The 18,625-nt window shown below is 68.2% G+C and carries 20 protein-coding genes and 1 pseudogene; 16 read left to right on the top strand and 5 right to left on the bottom strand.

Going from position 1 to position 18,625, the window contains the following annotated elements:
• Nucleotides 1-61 precede the first annotated feature (61 nt).
• Genes P6144_RS14940 through P6144_RS14930 form a run of 3 tightly spaced genes read left to right on the top strand, consistent with a single transcriptional unit; the run spans nucleotide 62 to nucleotide 3,274 of the window.
• Entirely contained in the window at nucleotides 62-1,717 is a 1,656-nt protein-coding gene (locus tag P6144_RS14940) for an amidohydrolase (protein WP_277768596.1), read from the top strand.
• Nucleotides 1,714-2,373, top strand: coding sequence for an HPP family protein (locus tag P6144_RS14935; protein WP_277768595.1), 660 nt, complete (start codon nucleotides 1,714-1,716; stop codon nucleotides 2,371-2,373). Before P6144_RS14940 ends, P6144_RS14935 begins: the two co-directional genes overlap by 4 nt.
• A 10-nt stretch (nucleotides 2,374-2,383) precedes the next feature.
• Nucleotides 2,384-3,274 carry a hypothetical protein gene (locus tag P6144_RS14930; protein WP_277768594.1) on the top strand — a complete coding sequence of 297 codons (891 nt, stop codon included), beginning with the start codon at nucleotides 2,384-2,386 and terminating at the stop codon, nucleotides 3,272-3,274.
• Nucleotides 3,275-3,346: 72 nt separating this feature from the next.
• Here P6144_RS14930 and P6144_RS14925 read toward each other — a convergent pair whose 3' ends face one another.
• A complete protein-coding gene (locus P6144_RS14925; RefSeq protein ID WP_277768593.1) occupies nucleotides 3,347-4,060 on the bottom strand; it encodes a response regulator transcription factor in 714 nt (237 codons plus the stop codon).
• Nucleotides 4,061-4,222: 162 nt separating this feature from the next.
• On the bottom strand, nucleotides 4,223-5,152 hold the full coding sequence (locus P6144_RS14920; protein ID WP_277768592.1) for a LysR family transcriptional regulator: 930 nt from the start codon (nucleotides 5,150-5,152) through the stop codon (nucleotides 4,223-4,225).
• A 99-nt stretch (nucleotides 5,153-5,251) separates the two neighbouring features.
• On the opposite strand from P6144_RS14920, the gene P6144_RS14915 reads away from it, so the two are divergent.
• Together P6144_RS14915 and wrbA are read left to right on the top strand one after the other, a co-directional pair.
• The gene (locus P6144_RS14915) at nucleotides 5,252-5,950 is read left to right on the top strand and encodes a pirin family protein (protein ID WP_277768591.1); all 699 of its coding nucleotides are present in this window, start codon (nucleotides 5,252-5,254) and stop codon (nucleotides 5,948-5,950) included.
• Nucleotides 5,951-5,970: 20 nt separating this feature from the next.
• Complete coding sequence (wrbA, locus tag P6144_RS14910) at nucleotides 5,971-6,597, top strand: NAD(P)H:quinone oxidoreductase (RefSeq protein ID WP_277768590.1); 627 nt, start codon at nucleotides 5,971-5,973, stop codon at nucleotides 6,595-6,597.
• Between the two features lie 147 nt (nucleotides 6,598-6,744).
• On the opposite strand, the pseudogene P6144_RS14905 reads toward wrbA, so the two are convergent.
• Nucleotides 6,745-7,293, bottom strand: a pseudogene (locus P6144_RS14905) (M15 family metallopeptidase); the annotation flags it as partial.
• A gap of 152 nt (nucleotides 7,294-7,445) precedes the next feature.
• Here P6144_RS14905 and P6144_RS14900 point away from each other — a divergent pair.
• The 5 genes from P6144_RS14900 to P6144_RS14880 all read left to right on the top strand — a co-directional run bounded on the left by P6144_RS14900 (nucleotide 7,446) and on the right by P6144_RS14880 (nucleotide 11,023).
• Nucleotides 7,446-8,123: a mannan-binding lectin gene (locus P6144_RS14900; RefSeq protein WP_277768589.1), complete on the top strand. Its 678-nt coding sequence runs from the start codon at nucleotides 7,446-7,448 to the stop codon at nucleotides 8,121-8,123.
• A 54-nt stretch (nucleotides 8,124-8,177) separates the two neighbouring features.
• Nucleotides 8,178-8,828 carry an RNA pseudouridine synthase gene (locus tag P6144_RS14895; RefSeq protein ID WP_277768588.1) on the top strand — a complete coding sequence of 217 codons (651 nt, stop codon included), beginning with the start codon at nucleotides 8,178-8,180 and terminating at the stop codon, nucleotides 8,826-8,828.
• Nucleotides 8,806-9,222, top strand: coding sequence for an alternative ribosome rescue aminoacyl-tRNA hydrolase ArfB (gene arfB, locus P6144_RS14890; RefSeq protein ID WP_277768587.1), 417 nt, complete (start codon nucleotides 8,806-8,808; stop codon nucleotides 9,220-9,222). The genes P6144_RS14895 and arfB overlap by 23 nt, the downstream gene beginning before the upstream one ends.
• A 163-nt stretch (nucleotides 9,223-9,385) precedes the next feature.
• The gene (locus P6144_RS14885) at nucleotides 9,386-9,871 is read left to right on the top strand and encodes a GAF domain-containing protein (RefSeq protein ID WP_277768586.1); all 486 of its coding nucleotides are present in this window, start codon (nucleotides 9,386-9,388) and stop codon (nucleotides 9,869-9,871) included.
• A gap of 114 nt (nucleotides 9,872-9,985) precedes the next feature.
• Entirely contained in the window at nucleotides 9,986-11,023 is a 1,038-nt protein-coding gene (locus P6144_RS14880; protein WP_277768585.1) for an RcnB family protein, read from the top strand.
• 291 nt (nucleotides 11,024-11,314) lie between these two features.
• Here P6144_RS14880 and P6144_RS14875 read toward each other — a convergent pair whose 3' ends face one another.
• Entirely contained in the window at nucleotides 11,315-12,577 is a 1,263-nt protein-coding gene (locus tag P6144_RS14875; RefSeq protein WP_277768584.1) for a M20/M25/M40 family metallo-hydrolase, read from the bottom strand.
• 151 nt (nucleotides 12,578-12,728) lie between these two features.
• Nucleotides 12,729-13,184 (bottom strand): universal stress protein, encoded by a 456-nt coding sequence (locus P6144_RS14870; RefSeq protein ID WP_277768583.1) that lies wholly within the window; start codon nucleotides 13,182-13,184, stop codon nucleotides 12,729-12,731.
• A gap of 130 nt (nucleotides 13,185-13,314) precedes the next feature.
• Between P6144_RS14870 and P6144_RS14865 the strand changes: the two genes are divergently transcribed.
• Genes P6144_RS14865 through P6144_RS14840 form a run of 6 tightly spaced genes read left to right on the top strand, consistent with a single transcriptional unit; the run spans nucleotide 13,315 to nucleotide 18,527 of the window.
• On the top strand, nucleotides 13,315-14,613 hold the full coding sequence (locus P6144_RS14865; protein WP_277768582.1) for a pyruvate dehydrogenase complex dihydrolipoamide acetyltransferase: 1,299 nt from the start codon (nucleotides 13,315-13,317) through the stop codon (nucleotides 14,611-14,613).
• Nucleotides 14,614-14,629: 16 nt separating this feature from the next.
• Nucleotides 14,630-14,854 (top strand): hypothetical protein, encoded by a 225-nt coding sequence (locus tag P6144_RS14860; RefSeq protein WP_277768581.1) that lies wholly within the window; start codon nucleotides 14,630-14,632, stop codon nucleotides 14,852-14,854.
• Nucleotides 14,847-15,236, top strand: a complete 390-nt coding sequence (locus P6144_RS14855; protein ID WP_277768580.1) for an acyl-CoA thioesterase — start codon at nucleotides 14,847-14,849, stop codon at nucleotides 15,234-15,236. The genes P6144_RS14860 and P6144_RS14855 overlap by 8 nt, the downstream gene beginning before the upstream one ends.
• Before the next feature lie 41 nt (nucleotides 15,237-15,277).
• The gene (gene lpdA / locus P6144_RS14850) at nucleotides 15,278-16,675 is read left to right on the top strand and encodes a dihydrolipoyl dehydrogenase (RefSeq protein ID WP_277768579.1); all 1,398 of its coding nucleotides are present in this window, start codon (nucleotides 15,278-15,280) and stop codon (nucleotides 16,673-16,675) included.
• 60 nt (nucleotides 16,676-16,735) lie between these two features.
• On the top strand, nucleotides 16,736-17,110 hold the full coding sequence (locus P6144_RS14845; RefSeq protein WP_277768578.1) for a hypothetical protein: 375 nt from the start codon (nucleotides 16,736-16,738) through the stop codon (nucleotides 17,108-17,110).
• Between the two features lie 4 nt (nucleotides 17,111-17,114).
• Nucleotides 17,115-18,527 (top strand): hypothetical protein, encoded by a 1,413-nt coding sequence (locus P6144_RS14840; protein ID WP_277768577.1) that lies wholly within the window; start codon nucleotides 17,115-17,117, stop codon nucleotides 18,525-18,527.
• Nucleotides 18,528-18,625 lie beyond the last annotated feature (98 nt).

The following is an 18,625-nucleotide window of genomic DNA, read 5'->3' as shown; positions in this document are numbered from 1 at the left end:
CGGGGCGGCATGGCGGCGGCGCATCTGGCGCACGGGCGGAACAGGCCCTATGCCCTCGGCCATGCTGAAGCGCCTCCTGCGGCTGTTCGCCGCGCTCGCCCTCATCCTTGCCCCCGCAGCCGCCATGGCGGACGGTCTGATCGACAACGTCAACGGCATGACGCTGGACGAGAAGGGCGATGTCGTCCGCTTCACCGGCATCCTGTTCAACCGTGACGGCAAGATCACCCAGCTCCTCACCCGCGAGGACAAGCGCCCCAAGAAGGTCGAATGGAAGCTCGATATGGGCGGCAAGACGCTGCTGCCCGGCATGATCGATGCGCATGGCCATGTGATGGGGCTGGGGTCGCAGCTGATGCTGCTCGATCTCTCGGGCACCGCGTCGCTCGACGAGGCGCTGGCCAAGATCAAGGCCTATGCCGATGCCAACCCGACCAAGTGGATCCTCGGCGGCGGCTGGAACCAGGAGACGTGGAAGCTCGGCCGCTTCCCGACCGCGGCGGACCTCGACAAGGTGGTGAGCGATCGCCCCGTCTGGCTCGAGCGTGTCGATGGCCATGCCGCCTGGGCGAACAGCCGCGCGATCCAGATCGCCGGCGTCACCGCGGCGAACAAGGATACCAATGGCGGCCGTATCGAGCGCGACGCCAAGGGCGCACCTGCCGGCGTGTTCGTTGACGGCGCGATGGGGCTGGTCAGCAAGTTCATCCCCAAGCCGACGCCGCGCGAGATGAATGCCGCCTTCCTCAAGGCGCAGGACCGGCTGCTGTCGCTCGGGATCACCGCCACAGCGGACATGGGCACCACCGTGGACGACTGGCTCACCTATCGCCGCATGGCCGATCTCGGCCAGTTGCGCGTCCGCATCATGAGCTATGGGCACGGCGTCGAGACGGCGCTGCAAGTGGCGGGGCAGGGGCCGACGCCCTGGCTCTATGGCGACAGGCTGCGCATGGGCGGGATCAAGCTCTATGCCGATGGCGCGCTTGGCAGCCGCGGCGCCTGGCTCAAGGCCGAATATAGCGACGCGCCGGGCAACAAGGGGCTGGGCTTCCTCACCGACGACCAGCTGCTCAACATGATGACGCGCGGCGCGATGGACAATTTCCAGATCGCCGTCCACGCCATCGGCGATCGTGCCAACCAGCAGGTGCTCGATGCGGTCGAAGTGCTGTCCGATACCTACAAGGACGATCGCCGCTGGCGGATCGAGCATGCCCAGATCGTCGACCCCAAGGATCTGCCGCGCTTCGCCAAGCTGGGCGTGATCGCCTCGATGCAGCCGGTCCACCAGACCAGCGACATGAAGATGGCCGAGGCGCGGCTGGGCCCGGACAGGCTGGCCGGCGCCTATGCCTGGAAGACGATGCTCAAGGACGGCACGCATATCGCCTTCGGCTCGGACTATCCGGTCGAGAGCCCCGATCCCTGGGCGGGCTGGGCCGTGAGCTTCACCCGCACCGACGCCAATGGCCAGCCCTTCGGTGGCTGGCGGGTCGAGGAAGCGGTGACGCGCGAGCAGGGCTGGGCGGGCTTCACCACCGGCGCCGCCTGGGCGGGCTTTGCCGAGTCGATGATCGGCCGGCTGGCGCCCGGCCTGCGCGCCGACTTCATCATCGTCGATCGCGACCCGCTGCTCGCCTCGCCGTCCGACCTGCGCGGCACCCAGGTACTCGAGACCTGGGTCGGTGGCGCGCGCGTCTATGTGAAGAAATGATGGCGCTGCCGCGGCTCCGCCTGCCGGGCGCCACGTGGCGCGATCGCGGGTTCGGGGCATTGGGCGCGGCGCTGGCGATCGGCTTTTCCGGCGCGCTCACCACCTGGTTCGCCGGGCATCATGTCGCGCTGTTGATGGCCGGGTCGATCGGCGCCTCGGCGGTGCTGCTGTTCGCGGTGCCATCGAGCCCGCTCGGCCAGCCCTGGCCGATCATCGGCGGCACGGTGATATCGATCGCCTGCGGCATCTTCGCGGTGCAACTGCTCGGCCATGGCGCGTTGGCCGCCGGGCTGGCGGTGGGGCTGGCGATCCTGCTGATGTCGATCGGACGCTGCCTGCATCCGCCGGGCGGCGGCGCGGCGCTGATCGCAGTGATCGGCAGCCCCGAGGTGCTGGCGCGCGGTTACAGCTTCGCGCTGGTGCCGGGCGGGCTCAACGCCGTGCTGCTGGTGCTCGCCGGCCTCGTCTTCCACCGCCTCTCCGGCCACAGCTATCCGCACCGGCCCGCTGCCGCGCCGCCCGATCCGCGCATCTCGGCGGAGGATATCGACGCCGCGCTCGCCGAGGTGCAGGAAAGCTTCGACGTGAGCCGCGCGGATCTGGCGGCGTTGCTGGAGGCGGCCGAGCGGCACGCGATGGCGCGGCGCGGGCGATAGGGGAGAGGCGATGAAGGTCATCGGGCTGGTTGCCGGTTTCGGATGGATCGCTTCCTTCACCAGCCCGCCCGGTGCCCAGGGCGACCCGCGCGACTTTCGGCATTGCCGGTTGAGCGCGGTGCGCACCGCCGACAACGACATCCGCCTCGAGCAGGACTATCGGTCCAGGCCCGTGCCGGCGCCCTTGCCACGGGCGGTGGCGGACAGGATCCGCGCACATGTGACCGCCATCGCCAGGAAGAATTTCACCGAGGCCGAATGGCGCGAGACGCGGATGGACTGCCGCCGCGTGTTCGCCCCGGTCTTCCGGCTGCAGGGGCCGGACGGGCTCGAACTCTATGTCGCCCCGCGCGCCTTTCCGCTCGGCAATGAAGTCGATTATTTCCTCGCCCGCGATCCGCGCACCGGCGCCGTGACCCAGGCCCCGCCGCTGATCTTCACCAAATGGGCGAGCGTGTACGCCAAGGGCGATCCGTTGCTCGGGGCACCTTTCGTCCGGATGCAGCCCGGCAGCGGCGGGCGGCGGCCGACGCTCACGGTCGAGGAGCGCACCCATAACGGCAACATGTACGATGCGGTGGTCTATCGCACCTTCGAGATCGGCAAGGACATGGCGCTGAAGCAGGTGCTGGCGGTGGAGGCGCGGGCGATCCTGATGTCGGACCTGAAGCGCTATACCGAGCGCCGCGCGACCTTCCTCTCGCCCGATCGCGTGCGGATCGACGTGACGATGCACAAGGGGAGGAAGATGGTGCCGGCGGGCAGCGTTCTGCTCACCCGGCGCGGCGCCGGCGAGCCCTTCCGCATCGCCGAGCGTCAGGTGCCCGAGGGGCTGCTGACCTATTGCGATTCCAAGCGCGACGACGATTTCCTGCGCGACGGCTGCGACTTCTATTACTGACCCTGAAACGGGAAAGGCCGCGGTCCCTTGCGGGGCCGCGGCCTTCCTTGCCCTGCTCAGCAGGTATATTCCTCAGGCGACCGCCGAAACGGGCTCCTGGCCTTCCACGCCGTCCGGCTCGCGCAGCACATAGCCGCGGCCCCAGACGGTCTCGATGTAATTGTCGCCTTCGCACGCCATGCTGAGCTTCTTGCGCAGCTTACAGATGAAGACGTCGATGATCTTGAGCTCGGGCTCGTCCATGCCGCCATACAGGTGGTTCAGGAACATTTCCTTGGTGAGCGTCGTGCCCTTGCGGAGCGAGAGCAGCTCCAGCATCGCATATTCCTTGCCGGTCAGGTGCACGCGGGCACCGTCGACCTCGACCGTCTTCGCATCGAGATTGACCGCCAGCTTGCCGGTGCGGATGACCGACTGGCTGTGGCCCTTCGAGCGGCGGACGACCGCATGGATGCGGGCGACCAGCTCTTCGCGGTGGAAGGGCTTGGTCACGTAATCGTCGGCACCGAAGCCGAACGAGCGCACCTTGCTGTCCATTTCGTTGATGCCGGACAGGATCAGCACCGGCGTCTGCACGCGGGCGACCCGGACCTTCTTCAGAACGTCATACCCGTGCATGTCGGGCAGGTTCAGGTCGAGCAGGATGATGTCGTAATCATAGAGCTTGGCCAGGTCCAAGCCCTCCTCACCCAGGTCCGTCGTATAGACGTTGAAACCCTCGGTGGTGAGCATCAGCTCGATTGCCTTGGCAGTGCTCGGCTCGTCTTCGATCAACAGCACGCGCATCGTCAAAGTCCCCTTGCTGCAAGGCTGCCTTGCCCCAATGAAAAGGCATGCCCTGAGCGATTCATTAACCTAAGCGTGTCTGAAGGCAAAAGGTTAATTTCTCCCTAACCGGCCTGACTCCACGAGTCGTAGGGAATCTACCTAGGGGCGGACTCAAAACCGTTACGGAGTCGAGTCCTTTAAGTGGAATTCGCCGCAGGTCTTGCGGAGCCGATCGGCGAGGAAATCGATCAGCGCCTCGACGCGGGCGGGGCGCAGCGTGCCGGGGGGCGTGAGCAGGTGGAGCGCGGCGGCGGTGCCTGACCATTCCAGCAGCACTTCCTCGAGATCGCCCTTGGCCAGCTCGTCGGCGATCAGGAAGTCGGGCAGGCGGGCGATGCCCAGGCCTGCGCGCAGCGCGGGGATCATCGCATCGCCGCTGTCGGTGCGGATCGGCCCATCGACGCGCACCGCGGCTTCCTCGCCGCCGGCCTTGCGGAAGCGCCATACATCCGGGTTGGACGTGTTCGTATAGACGAAGCAGGCATGGTGGGCGAGGTCGGCGGGATGGCGCGGCCGCCCGGCCTTGTCGAAATAGGCAGGCGCGCCGACGATGTGCATCACCATCGGCCCCAGCCTGCGGGCGCGCAGCGAGCTGTCGGGCAGCTCGGCGATGCGCAGCGCGATGTCGATCCCCTCGCCGACGATGTCGACGAACGCGTCGGACAGGCGCAGCTCCACCTTGATGCCGGGATAGAGCGTCATGAAGTCGGCAAGGACGGGGGCGACGGCCTGGATGCCGAAGGTGAGCGGCGCGGCGACGCGGACCAGCCCCGCGGGCGCGCTGGCGGATTCGAAGGCGGCCTCTTCCGCTGCCTGGCCCTCGGTCAGGATGCGCTGGGCATGCTCGGCAAGGCTGCGGCCGCTGTCGGTGAGCGTCAGCCGGCGCGAGGTGCGGTGGAACAGCGTGGTGCCCAGCCGGCCCTCCAGCCGGGTGATCGCTTTGGAGACAGTCGCCTTGGAGACGGCGAGGGCGTCCGCGGCCGCGCTGAAGGAACGGTGCTCGACCACCGCGGCGAAAACGGCCCAGGCCTCGAAGTCCGGTAGCTTCATGCCGCAGGCGTAACACGGAAACGATCGGTTTCCAACGTTTCCATTTACCGCGCGATCCGGGTGCCTATCTTCCGGATCAACACAGGAGGTTCACACCCCATGATCGACAAACGACCCTTTGAGAGCCTCGGCCATGCGGATCATGGCTGGCTCAACGCGCGGCACCATTTCAGCTTCGCGAACTATTATGATCCGGCCCGGATGAACTGGGGCGCGCTGCGCGTCTGGAACGACGACGAGATCGCCGCCGGCGCGGGCTTCCCGCCGCACCCGCACCAGGACATGGAGATCATTACCTATGTCCGCCAGGGGGCGATCACGCATCAGGACTCGATGGGCAACAAGGGCCGCACCGGCGCCGGCGATGTCCAGGTGATGAGCGCGGGCACCGGCGTGCGCCATGCCGAGTATAATCTCGAACCCGAGACGACGCGCATCTTCCAGATCTGGATCATGCCGCGCGAGCGGGGCGGCCAGCCGAGTTGGGGCGCCAAGCCTTTCCCCAAGGGCGATCGCTCGGGCAAGTTCGTCACCCTGGCGAGCGGCTTTGCCGATGATGCCGATGCGCTGCCGATCCGGGCCGATGCCCGGGTGCTGGGCGCCACGCTGAAGGCCGGCGAGAGCGTCACCCATGAAGTGGGTGCGAACCGTCACGCCTATCTGGTCCCCGCCGAAGGCAGGATCGAGATCGACGGCGAGCCGGTCAACGCCCGGGACGGTGCCGCGCTGCGCAGTGGCAAGGCCTACACCATCACCGCGATCGAGGACGCCGAGATCGTCCTGGTCGACAGCGAATAACAAGGAAGGGAGTCGCAACCATGTCGAAGATCCTCGTTCTCTATTACTCGTCCTATGGTCACCTCGCGAAGATGGCCGATGCCGTCGCCGAGGGCGCGCGCAGCGCCGGCGCCGAGGTCGACGTCCGCCGCGTTCCCGAGACGGCGCCGGCCGAGGTGGCTGCTGCTGCCGGCTTCGTTGCCGATCACAGCCATCCGGTGCTGGAAGACGTCAACGAACTCGCCAATTATGACGGCATCCTCGTCGGCGCGCCGACCCGGTTCGGCCGCATGGCCAGCCAGATGGCGAGCTTCTGGGACCGCGCCGGCGGCGTCTGGTACCAGGGCCAGCTGAACGGCAAGGTCGGCGGCGCCTTCACCTCGACCGCCACCCAGCATGGCGGCCAGGAGACGACGCTCTTCTCGATCATCACCAACCTGCTGCACTTCGGGCTGACCGTGGTCGGCCTCGACTATGGCTTCCAGGGCCAGAGCGGCGTCGACGAAGTGAAGGGCGGCTCGCCCTATGGCGCGACCACCATCTCGGACGGCGACGGCAGCCGCATGCCGAGCCAGGTCGAGCTGGACGGCGCCCGCTATCAGGGTCGCAAGGTCGCCGAGCTGGCCAACAAGATCGCGGCTCCCCACCGCGAAGCCGAGACCGCGTAATTCCCCCCCTCCTGGCGCGGTCTCCAGGGACGGCGGCCGGACCTCGTGTCCGGCCGCCGTTTTCATTTGCGGCGCGGCGGGCAGGGCGGGAAAGCGCGCCTGGGCCGGGGCGAAGCGAGTGCGGGCGGCGGGCGCGCCGACCCAGCGCCAATGCCAGGGCTCCCAGCCCACGCCCTGCTTGTTGCCGGCCGGGAAGGACAGCTCGAAGCCGAACTCCGGCGCGCGGCGCATCAGCCACTGGCCGCCCGAGGTGAGGAAGAAGCATTGCTCCACTGCGCGGCAATCGCCGCCGCGCTGGACGAAGTCGATAGCGTAGCCGGTCGCATGCTCGCTATAGCCCGGCGGGGCGACGAAGCGGGCGCGCTGGGCAGCCACGGCATCGCAGTTTCCGGCGCCGGCGCAGAACACCCGGCGCTGATAGGCGACCGAGCGGAAGCACGATGCGGTGCCCAGCTCCACCCCTTCGGCCCGCGCCGCCGCCAGCATCCGCTCGAGATCGGGCACCGCCTCGCGCGCCAGCGTACAGCCGGGCAGGTTGGGCACGGCCAGCAGCGCGGAAGGATCGGCCTCGCCATAGGGCAGGTGGTTGAACAGCGGCGCTGCCGTGGCGATGGCGGGCGGGGGCGGGGAATCCTCGTCATGCGCATGCGCCGCCCACGGCGCGAGCAGGAACAGGGCAAAGGCGGGAATACGCATACGCAACCCCAACAACTGCCGGGATAGGCATCGTCCGTTCAAACGCGGTTCAAGCGAAAAGGCTCAACGCAACTTTGCGCATTGCTGAATCGTTGCGCTGCTGTGTCGAACGGGCCAAAATGAGCCCGGTTGCAGTGAGGGGAGAATGAACCATGCTTGCACGAATTTCCTGCCTTGCCCTGTCCGCCGCGCTGCTGGGCGGCGTTGCCTCGGCGGCACCGCCGGCTAACCCGCTTGCGGCGCCCGCCGCTATGCAGCGCGTCGACGGCAATAATGTCGGCCGCGTCCGCCACAGCGGCGGTGGCGCCTTCGTCGAGACGCATCCCGGCCGCTGGGTCGAGTTCGCCGATGACGGCACGCTGATCCACCGCTTCGACGAGACCAACCGCAGCCGCGATGCGGTCAATCTCTACGATCCGTCGCGTGGCGCGCGCGTCCGCCTCGACATTCGTGGCGGCAACATCTCGGGCATCCCGCGTAACGGGCCGCCGCGCTTCCTCTACCGGATCACCGACCTCGATCCGCGCCGCAACAATGGCTGGGGTGACAATGGCGGCTATGGCGAGGGCGGCTGGGGCCGTCCCGGCGGTGGCCGTCCGGGCGGCGGCGGCTGGGATCGCCCGGGCGGTGGCGGCTATCCGGGCAACGGTGGCGGCTGGGGTAGCGGCGGTGTGGTCCGTGACATCGAAGTCGGCCCGATCTGGAACCAGTCGGATGCCGATCGCAAGTGCCGCGACAAGGCCCGCGACATGCGCGGCGAATGGACCGGCCAGTGGCACACCACGGTGCAGGGCCGCATGTCGGTCTGTTCGATCCGCTTCCAGCGTTAAGCGGAAAGTCCTCCACCGCTGGCGCTTCGGCGCTGGCGGTGGCATGGGCAGGCGATGTTCAAGGATCGCGTGCTCTTCATCGATGGCGAGGCTCTGGTGATCGACAAGCCTGCGGGCCTGCCGGTCGATCGTCCGCGGGACCGTTCGGAGAGCCTCGAGGACCTGCTCGACCAGCTCACCTTCGGCTTCCAGCGCCTGCCGGTGCCCGTCCACCGGCTCGATCGCGACACCAGCGGCTGCCTGCTGCTCGCCCGCAACCCCAAGGCGCTCAAGCGCTTCGCCCAGGCCTTCGAGACCGGCGCGGTCGCCAAGCGCTATTTCGCGATCCTCGATGGCGAACCCAAGCTCGATAGCGGCACGATCGATCTGGCGCTGTCCAAAGTCTCGACGCGCGAGGAAGGGTGGCGGATGGTCGGCGATCCCAAGGGCAAGCCCTCGGTCACCCGTTACAAGGTGATGGAGCGCAAGGGCGGCAAGAGCCTCGTCGCCTTCTATCCCGAGACCGGCCGCACCCACCAGATCCGCGTCCATGCCGCCGAGGGGCTGGGCGTGCCAGTGCTGGGCGATCCGGTCTATGGCCGGGGCGGGCCGGCGATGATGCTCCACGCCATCGAGCTGACCGTGCCGCGCGACGGCAAGGACGATATCCACGCCACCGCGCCGCTGCCGGTGCGCTTCCACAATGCCGGGTTCGGCCGTGGCTGAGCTGCCCGAGGCGGCAATCATCGAGGAGAAGTTCCTCGCCTCGACCGGGCCGGGCGGCCAGAACGTCAACAAGGTGGCGACCGCGGTGCAGCTGCGCATCGACGTGTTCAAGCTCGGCCTGGCGCCCTATGCCTATCAGAAGCTCAAGGTCCTCGCCGGCACCAAGCTGACCGGCGCCGGCGAGCTGGTGATCACCGCGCGCAAGTTCCGCACCCAGGAAGCCAATCGCGCCGATGCCCGCGAACGCGTGCTCGAGCTGATCGAGAAGGCGCACGAGCGCGACGCCCGGCGGATCAAGACCAAGCCGAGCAAGGCCGCCAAGGCACGGCGGGTGGACGAGAAGAAGGGGCGGAGCCAGGTCAAGGCCGGGCGGGGCAAGGTCCGGCTGGACTAAATCTCTAACCGTCACCCCGGCCTTGTGCCGGGGTCCACTGTGCCGCACCCGATGCCCTCGCGCCTCTTGACCATGTCTCGCCTCCCGGTGGATCCCGGCACAAGGCCGGGGTGACGATACTAGGTGATGGTACTTTGCCGCTTCCCACCCTACATCCTCCGCCATGTACGCCTTCGATATCGAAACCACCGACAAGACCGAGCTCTATCGCGACCTCGCCGCCGCGCTCGATTCGCTCACCGCCGACGAGCCCGACGCGATCGCCAACATGGCGAACGTCTCGGCGCTGATCGGGCAGTATCTGCCCGATCTCAACTGGGCCGGCTTCTACCGCAATGTCGGCGGCGAGCTCGTCCTCGGCCCGTTCCAGGGCAAGGCCGCCTGCATCCGCATCCCCTTCGGCAAGGGCGTGTGCGGTGCTGCGGCGGCCACGCGCGAGACGCAGCTGGTCGAGGATGTCCATGCCTTTCCCGGCCATATCGCCTGCGACGTCGCCAGCCGCTCCGAGCTGGTGGTGCCGATCGTCGTCCAGGGCGAGCTGATCGGCGTGCTCGACCTCGACAGCCCCAATCCGGCACGCTTCGATGCCGGCGACGCAGCGGGTTGCGAGACACTGATGCGCATCCTCGGTCCCAGACTGGTCGGCTGACCCGGATCGGGACTCCGTTAAGCATAGGCAATTCTGGCTTCGCGCCTGCGCGGGGCTTAATCCTTTGGCAACCATGCGGGCGGGGCGGCTCTGCCATGGCCGAAGGAGTTTGCGATGCGTCACCTGATGAAGCCGGCCATGATGGCCACGGCGCTGCTGGCAGCGCTGCCGGCGGCCGCGCAGGTGACGTCGCCCGGCCCGACCTGGGGCGGCAGCGGTGGCCCGATCCCGGCGCCCGGCGGGATGGCGCCGCGTGGCGTGCCGATGCCTCCGCCGCCGACCGTCTCGCACAATCCCCCGCATTACCCCGGCCCGGCGCCGATCGCGCATGGCGGCCCCGGCGTGCCCACTGCCGGCCCGCGCGTCTGGCAGAACGGCCGCTGGATGGCGCTGCCGCCGCGCGGCCCGGTGCAGCTCGGCCAGCATGGCGGCAATCGCTGGGGCGGGCAGATCAACGGCCGCTGGTATGCCGGCGCCCAGGCGCCCGGCGGCTGGAACAAGTATCGCCGCATGGGCCGTGGCGGGCATCTGCCCAGCTACTGGATGGGCAGCGGCTTTCGCATCCCGGACTATCTGAGCTGGGGCCTGGCCGCGCCGCCCTACGGCTATTTCTGGGTGCGCTATTATGACGACGCCGTGCTGGTCGACGACCGCGGCGGCGTGTGGGATTCGGTGAGCGGCATCTCCTGGGCCGACGCGGATGCCTGGGTCGATTCGGGCGCGGCCTATTCGAATTCGTACAGCTATTCGAACGCGACCGTTGGTGCCGGCTATCGCCAGCCGATCCAGCCGGTCGACCCCAACGACTATTATGACGGATACTCCGGGGGGAGTGTGCCGCCGGCCGGTGCGATCGGTGCACCGCCGGCGGCACAGGTCCAGGGCTATTACGGCTCGGGCCAGGCCTATTACGGCGCGCAGGGCAGCTACCAGTCGGGTGCCTATTATTACGGCGCGCCGGTGGGATCGACCGTGGTGATCACCATGCCCGCGGCGACCACGACCACCACCACGATCACCGAGGAAGTGATCGAGGAAGTGGCGACGACGACCACCTATGTCCGCTCCGCCCCGCGCCGCGTGGTGCGCAAGGCCCCGGTGAAGCGCCGCTACGTGGCCAAGGCCAAGTGCTGCGTCTGCGGCTGCCGCTGAGTTCCTGCTGAAGTACACGAAGTACACGCCAAGAGCCGGTTTCGCAGCCTGGAGGGCGGCCAGGCCAACGTAAGCTTATTGCGCGTGACAGGTCCTATATTTCCTACGGTTTGAAAGAGCGGTCCGGGGACGGCTCGAGGCAAACATGGGAAATCCTACATTGCAACTTGCTTTTCCCCGGCGAAGGCCGGGGCCCAGACTCGGCTCGCGCGGCGCAGACGCGCCAAGGCGCGTGACTTTCAAGGCTGGGCCCCGGCCTTCGCCGGGGAAAGAGGGAAGAAGGGAGCGGCTTTACCGCCGCCCGAACGTCACCAGGCTCTCGGCGCCATCCGCCCCGATCGCCGACACCCCGACAAAGCTGTCGTCCACCACCACGCCTTTCAGGCTGGTCTCGGTGCCGGTGACGTCGAGCTGACTGGTCCAGTCGCGCGCATCCGCGCGGCGCCAGTGGATTCGGTACTTCACCGCGCCCGGCACCGCGGTCCATTTGACCGAGGTGTCGGCCGCCAGCGCGCCGCCGATCGTCACCGTATCGGGCGCGGCGGGGGCGGCGGCGAGGCGGCGGATCGTCGCGACGTTGATCGCGGTCACCTTGGCCAGATAGGCGAAATCCATCTTATCGACCGTGTCGCCCTTGCCGGCGACGAGATCCTGGTGCTGCGCGTCGTAATTCTCGACGCCGACCGAGAAGCGCACCGCCGGATAGCCGAGCTTCTGGAAGGGCGAATGATCGCCGCCGCGGCCGAAGCGATCGGGGCGGCGGACGAGGAACGCGTCGAGCCCGCCTGGGATCTTGCCCGCGACGGTGTCGATCGCCTTGGCGAGCGCACGGCTCGGGCCATCATCCTCGCCGCCATCGGCACGCAGGCCTTTCAGCGCCTTTGGCTCGTCATTCTCGCCGAAGCTCTCGGAGAAGACGCGCACCCGGTCCGCGACCTTCTGGCCGTTGGTGCCGATGCTGTTGCCGACGATGTCGTTGTTGAGCACCGCGGTGACCGTCCAGCCGCGCTCCTTGGCGGTCTCGGCGAGCAATTGCCCGCCGAACAAGCCCTGTTCCTCGCCCGAAAGCGCGGCATAGACGATCGTCGCGCGGAACTTCTCCTTGGAGAGGATGCGTGCGGCTTCGAGCACCAGCGCGACGCCCGATCCGTCGTCATTGGCGCCGGGGGCATCGGCGGTGGCGTTCATCACATCGGTCACGCGGCTGTCGATATGGCCCATCACGATGACGACGCGCTTGGGGTCGGTGCCGGCCTGGAAGCCGAGCACATCGACGATCTCTACGCCGTTCGGTGCCCGGTTGCCGGTGAAGCCGCGCGCGATGTTCGCCACTTCGATGCAGTTGCACTGGTCGCCCAGCCGCGAAAGCTCGGTGGCGAACCAGCGTCGCGCGGCGCCGATGCCGCGGGTGGGATTTTCGGGATCGGACAGCGTGTGGCGGGTGCCGAAGCCCACCAGCTTCTCGACGCTCGCCTTGAGTTTCGCAGGATCGGGCTTCTCCTGCGCCTGGGCGGGGAAGGCGAGGAGGAGCGGAGCTAGGGCGAGGATGCGCATGGCGGGAGAGTGGCGGGCGAGTGGGGGTGGGTCAATTGCCCCAAATCGTCATCCCGGCGAAAGCCGGGATCTCGGGCGGCTCTATTCCCGCTATCGCCTGAGATCCCGGCTTCCGCCGGGATGACGGTTGTTTCGTGACGGGCCCGCCCGCTCAGCTCAACCGGTCGATCGCGTCCATGTCGAGCGCGCCGGGGATGATCATCAGCGGCACCGGCAGGTTGCCGGCATCGGATCCCGAGAAATGCGCCACCATCGGCCCCGGCGGGCCGCCCGCGGCGGCGCCGAGCACCAGGGCGGCGATGTCGCGGTTGGCCGCAATCATCTCGCGGACGATCTTGGGTCCGTCGCCTTCGCGCACGGTGATCGAGGGCTTGAGGCCCGATTCGGTGAACAGCGTGCCGGCGGCGCGCGCGACCAGCGCCTCGGCGCGTTCGCGCGCCTCTTCCTCGATCGTCGCCATCACGCCGCCCCACTGGACGAAGTCCGGCTTGGGAATCAGCGCCAGGATTTCGACGTTGCCGCCGGTCTTCACGGCGCGCCGCGCGGCGAAGCGAAGAGCGATCTCGGCCTCGGTGCTTTCGTCGATCACCACCAGATAGGTGCGCATGGAATGATCCTCTTGGTCGTGCGTTACGTGCCCCGTAGCGTCATTTCCTGCAAGCGCGTCTCTTGACCCGGGGCTGGGGCGGCGCAAAGAGGGCCCGAACCTGTTCAGGGCTCCAACCACGGGAACCTTCATGTCGATCGAAATCAAGATGCCTGCGCTTTCCCCCACGATGGAAGAGGGCACCCTCGCCAAGTGGCTCGTGAAGGAGGGCGATACGGTGAAGTCCGGCGACCTCATGGCCGAGATCGAGACCGACAAGGCGACGATGGAGTTCGAAGCGGTCGACGAGGGCGTGATCGCCAAGATCCTCGTCGCCGAAGGCACCGACAATGTGAAGGTGGGCACCGTGATCGCCGTGCTGGCCGGTGAGGGCGAGGATGCCTCGACTGCCGCCGCAGCACCGGCCCCGACCCCAGCTCCCGCTCCGGCGCCTGCCGCAGCTGCCCCGGCCCCGGCGCCTGCGCCCACGCCGACTCCGGCGCCTGCCCAGGCCCAGGCCGCTGCGGGCGACCGCGTGAAGGCGAGCCCGCTCGCCAAGCGCATCGCCGCCGAGAAGGGCGTCGACCTCGCCGGTGTTGCCGGCTCGGGTCCGAATGGCCGCATCGTCAAGGCGGACGTCGAAGGCGCCAAGCCCGGCGCCGCCCCGGCAGCTGCCGCTCCCGCCGCCTCGGCTGCTCCGGCGGCCGCCCCGGCCCCGGCTGCCGCGCCGGCCGAGCACAAGGTCTGGTGGGACGACTCGATCCCGCACGAGGCCGAGAAGCTCTCGAACATCCGCAAGACGATCGCGCGCCGCCTCACCGAGTCGAAGCAGACCGTCCCGCACATCTACCTCACCGTCGACATCCGCCTCGACGCGCTGCTCAAGCTGCGCGGCGACCTCAACAAGGCGCTCGAGGCGCGCGGCGTGAAGCTGTCGGTCAACGACCTGCTGATCAAGGCGCTCGGCGTCGCGCTGGCCCAGGCGCCCAAGTGCAACGTCACCTACACCGGCGACCAGCTGATCAAGTACAGCCGCTCGGACGTGTCGGTCGCGGTTTCGACCCCCACCGGGCTGATCACCCCGATCATCCGCGACGCGGCGAACAAGGCGGTCTCGGCGATCTCGCTCGAGATGAAGGATCTCGCCGGTCGCGCCCGCGAGGGCAAGCTGAAGCCGGAGGAATATCAGGGCGGCACCGCGTCGCTCTCGAACATGGGCATGTTCGGCATCAAGCAGTTCGAAGCGGTGATCAATCCGCCCCAGGGCATGATCATGGCGATCGGCGCGGGTGAGAAGCGTCCCTATGTGATCGACGACGCGCTGCAGGTCGCCACCGTGATGTCGGCCACCGGCAGCTTCGATCACCGCGCGATCGACGGGGCCGACGGCGCCGAGATGATGAAGATCTTCAAGGAGCTCGTCGAGAATCCCTTCGGGATGATCGCCTGAACCGGAGGGCTCGCTCATGCGCGTGCTGATCGAAGTGGTGCATATCGTGATCGGGCTGATCGCCGCGGCGCTGATCGCGGCGGCGGCGGCCTGGTCCTATCCGCGCGCGACCGATGACATCTGGCTGGTCGCCTATGCCTGCATGATCGCGGTGATCGCGATGGGCGTGCAGCCGGTGCGCAAGGCATTCGCGGCGGACAAGGCCGGGCTCGCGGGCACGGAGCCGCGCGCGGATGGCTGACGGCCCGCCGAACCAGCAGCCGGCGATCCGGGTGAGCACCATGCCCGCTGACGCCAATGCCTATGGCGACATCTTCGGCGGCTGGCTGATGGGCCAGATGGACCTTGCCGCCGGGCTGGTCGCCGCGCGCCGCGCGCGGGGCCGAGCCGTGACGATCGCCGTCGAGGGCATGAAGTTCCACGCGCCGGTCTCGGTCGGCGACGAAGTCTCGGTGTTCGCCGATATCGTGAAGGTGGGGCGCACCTCGATGACGATCGACGTCCAGTCCTGGCGCCGCGCCCGCCACTCGGAGGAGAGCTGCCTGGTCACCCAGGCGCAGTTCGTCTTCGTCGCGGTCGACGAGAACAAGCGGCCGCGGCCGATCGATGCAATTTCGGGCTGACGCCCCATATTCGAACCAAACCCAATTGAAGGATTCCTCCCTTGGCTGACACCTATGACGTGATCGTGCTCGGTTCGGGCCCCGGCGGCTATGTGGCGGCGATCCGCGCCGCACAGCTGGGCCTCAAGACCGCGATCGTCGAGCGCGAGCTGCTGGGCGGCATCTGCCTCAACTGGGGCTGCATCCCCACCAAGGCGCTGCTCCGCTCGTCCGAGATCTTCCATTACATGCAGCACGCCAAGGACTACGGCCTGGTCGCCGAGAAGATCAGCGCCGACCTGGACGCGGTGGTGAAGCGCTCGCGCGGCGTCGCCAAGCAGCTCAACCAGGGCGTCACGCACCTGATGAAGAAGAACAAGATCACGGTGCACATGGGCACTGGCGTGCTGACCGCGCCGGGCAAGCTGACCGTGACCGCCGAGGACGGCAAGAAGACCGATCTCGAGGCGAAGAACATCATCGTCGCCACCGGCGCGCGTGCGCGCGACCTGCCCTTCGCCAAGGCCGACGGCAAGCGCATCTGGACGTACCGTACGGCGATGACCCCGCCGGAGATGCCGACCAAGCTGCTCGTCATCGGCTCGGGCGCGATCGGCGTTGAGTTCGCCAGCTTCTACAACGACATGGGCGCCAAGGTGACCATCGTCGAGATGCTCGACCGGATCGTGCCGGTGGAGGACAAGGACGTCTCCGCGCATCTCGAAAAGCAGTTCAAGAAGCAGGGGATGGACATCCGCACCGCGACCGGCGTCGAGAAGATCGACGTGACCGGCACCGGCGTGAAGGCCTCGATCAAGGGCAAGGACGGCAAGGTCACCGTCGAGGAGTATAGCCACGTCATCGTCGCGGTCGGCATCGTCCCGAACACCGAGAATATCGGGCTCGAGACTTTGGGCGTGAAGAGCGAGCGCGGCCACATCGTCACCGATGCTTCGTGCAAGACCAACGTGCCCGGCCTGTGGGCGATCGGCGACGTCACCGCGCCGCCGTTCCTCGCGCACAAGGCGAGCCATGAGGGCGTGATCGCTGCCGAGGCGATCGCCGGCAAGCATCCGCACGCGATGGACGTCCGCAACATCCCGGGCTGCACCTATTGCCACCCCCAGATCGCGTCGGTCGGCCTTACCGAGGCCAAGGCCAAGGAAGCCGGCTATGAGGTCAAGGTCGGCAACTTCCCCTTCATCGGCAACGGCAAGGCGATTGCGCTGGGCGAGGCCGAGGGCTTCGTGAAGACCGTGTTCGACGCCAAGACCGGCGAGCTGCTCGGCGCACACATGATCGGCGCGGAAGTGACCGAGATGATCCAGGGCTATACGATCGGCAAGACGCTCGAGACCACCGAGGCCGAGCTGATGGAAACGGTGTTCCCGCACCCGACGATCAGCGAGACGATGCACGAGGCCGTGCTCGGCGCCTATGGCCGCGCGCTCCACATCTAATCTTCATGTTTTCCGGCCAAGCCTCCCGCCAGTTTCTCGCGAACTGGTGGGAGAATTGGCATGCGCCCGGTCAAGCTGATCCTGTCCCTGCTGCCGCTCGTCTATATCGGGTGGCTGCTGATCCACTTCACCAGCTTCGATGGCTGGAGCGACGGCATGATCGCCGGCGGGCTGGGGCCGACGGTGCTCGGATTGAGCGCGATCGGGCTGCTGCTGGCGCTGCCGCTCCTCCTGAAATTGCTGCGCTTCCTGCTGACCCCCAGCATCCCGGGCGAAAGCAAGCCGAACGCCGCCGCGGAGGGGCCGGCCTTCGACGCCGATGCGGCGCTCGCCCGCTATCTGGAGCGCAAGGCGGCGGGGCAGGGCAGCGCCGAGATTTCCGAAGCCGAGGATGCGCCGCGCCCGGTGTTCGGCCGCAAGATCGTCCGGGAGTAGCGCGGTGAGCCGTGTGTCGCCCGCAGCCCGGGCGGCGATCGCGGCGGCATTGCTCGGCCTCTTCATGCTCGCCTGCTTCTGGCCAGGCGTGGCGATGTTCGACACGCTCAACCAATATAGCCAAGTCGTCTCGGGCAGCTATGACGACTGGCACCCGCCAGCGATGGCGCGGCTGTGGTCGCTGTTCCACGGCGCCGGCTGGCACGGCCAGGCACCGATGTTCCTGCTCCAGATGCTGCTGTACTGGACCGGCCTCGGCCTGATCGCCGCGGCGCTGGCCCGGCGCGGATCCCGGATCGCCAGCGGGGCGGTGCTGCTGCTCGGCATCTGGCCGCCCTTTGCCGGCTGGCAGGTTGCGGTGCTCAAGGATGGGCAGATGGCAGGCGCGCTGCTCGCCGCCACCGGGCTTGCCTGCTGGTGGCGACTGGAGGGCAGGGCATTGCCGCGCTGGGCGGCCGGCCTGATCGTGCTGCTCCTCCTTTACGCCACGCTGGTGCGGATCAACGCGGTGTTCGCCACGGTACCGCTGGCCTTCGGACTATTGGGCACGGGACCGTGGCGGCCGGTGCGGCACGGCGTGCTGATGCTGGCGGCGATGATCGCGATGCTGGTGGCGATGCCGGTGGTGAACCATGCGATCTTCCGGGCGAGCGCCAGCGATGTCGGGCGTTCGCTGCCGATCTATGACCTGGCGGGGATCGCGCATCATGCTGGGCCCGATGCGGTGCCGGTGCTGCCCGCCAAGCTGTGGCGCGCGGCCGAGGCGCAGCACTGCATCCGGCCTCTGCTATGGGATCCGCTCGGCGACCGCTGCGACTTTGTCTCCGATGGGCTAGAGGCTGCGGCGCCGGGGCACGCGCTGACCCAGGCCTGGATCGGCACGATCGCGCACCACCCGCTCGCCTATGCCACGCACCGGCTGGCGCATTGGAACGCGACGATGCGCTGGATCGTGCCCGAGCGCTATCCGCTCGCCGAGCCGCAGGCAGACAGCGAGCCGAACAGCCTCGGGCTCGGCTCGCCGGCGCGCTGGACCGCGGCATTTGCGCGCATCGCGGGCTGGCTGGCGGAGAGCCCGCTCGGCGCGCCGATCGTCTGGCTGGTCGCGGCGCTGGCGGTGCTGGCGCTGGCCTGGAGGCGCGAGGAGGCCCGGAGCCGTCTGGCGGTCGCCCTTGCCTTGTCGGCGGCGCTCACCGAGCTGGCCTTCCTCGTGATCAGCGTGGCTGCCGATTATCGCTATCACTTCTGGGCGATGCTCGCGACCGGACTGGCCGTGGTGCTGGCGGCGGGGGTGAAGCTCTCCAGGCGGGGGCTGCGGATCGCGCTGGTGGCGTTGCTGATGGTCGGGGCGACGACGCTGGTCGCGCGGATCGCACTGCCGGCGGTCGGCGAGGATTATGCGGCGGCGGCGGGGTAAGGCGAGCGCAAGCTGCTCCCCGGCGAAAGCCGGGGCCCAGAGTTACAAGCGACACAGCATGGAAACCCTGGGCCCCGGCCTGCGCCGGAGAACTCGGA

This window comes from Sphingomonas sp. HITSZ_GF (assembly GCF_029543155.1).
GTDB lineage: Bacteria > Pseudomonadota > Alphaproteobacteria > Sphingomonadales > Sphingomonadaceae > Sphingomonas.
Note: the sequence above shows the minus strand (reverse complement) of the source record. Positions and strands in the feature narration are given on the sequence as shown.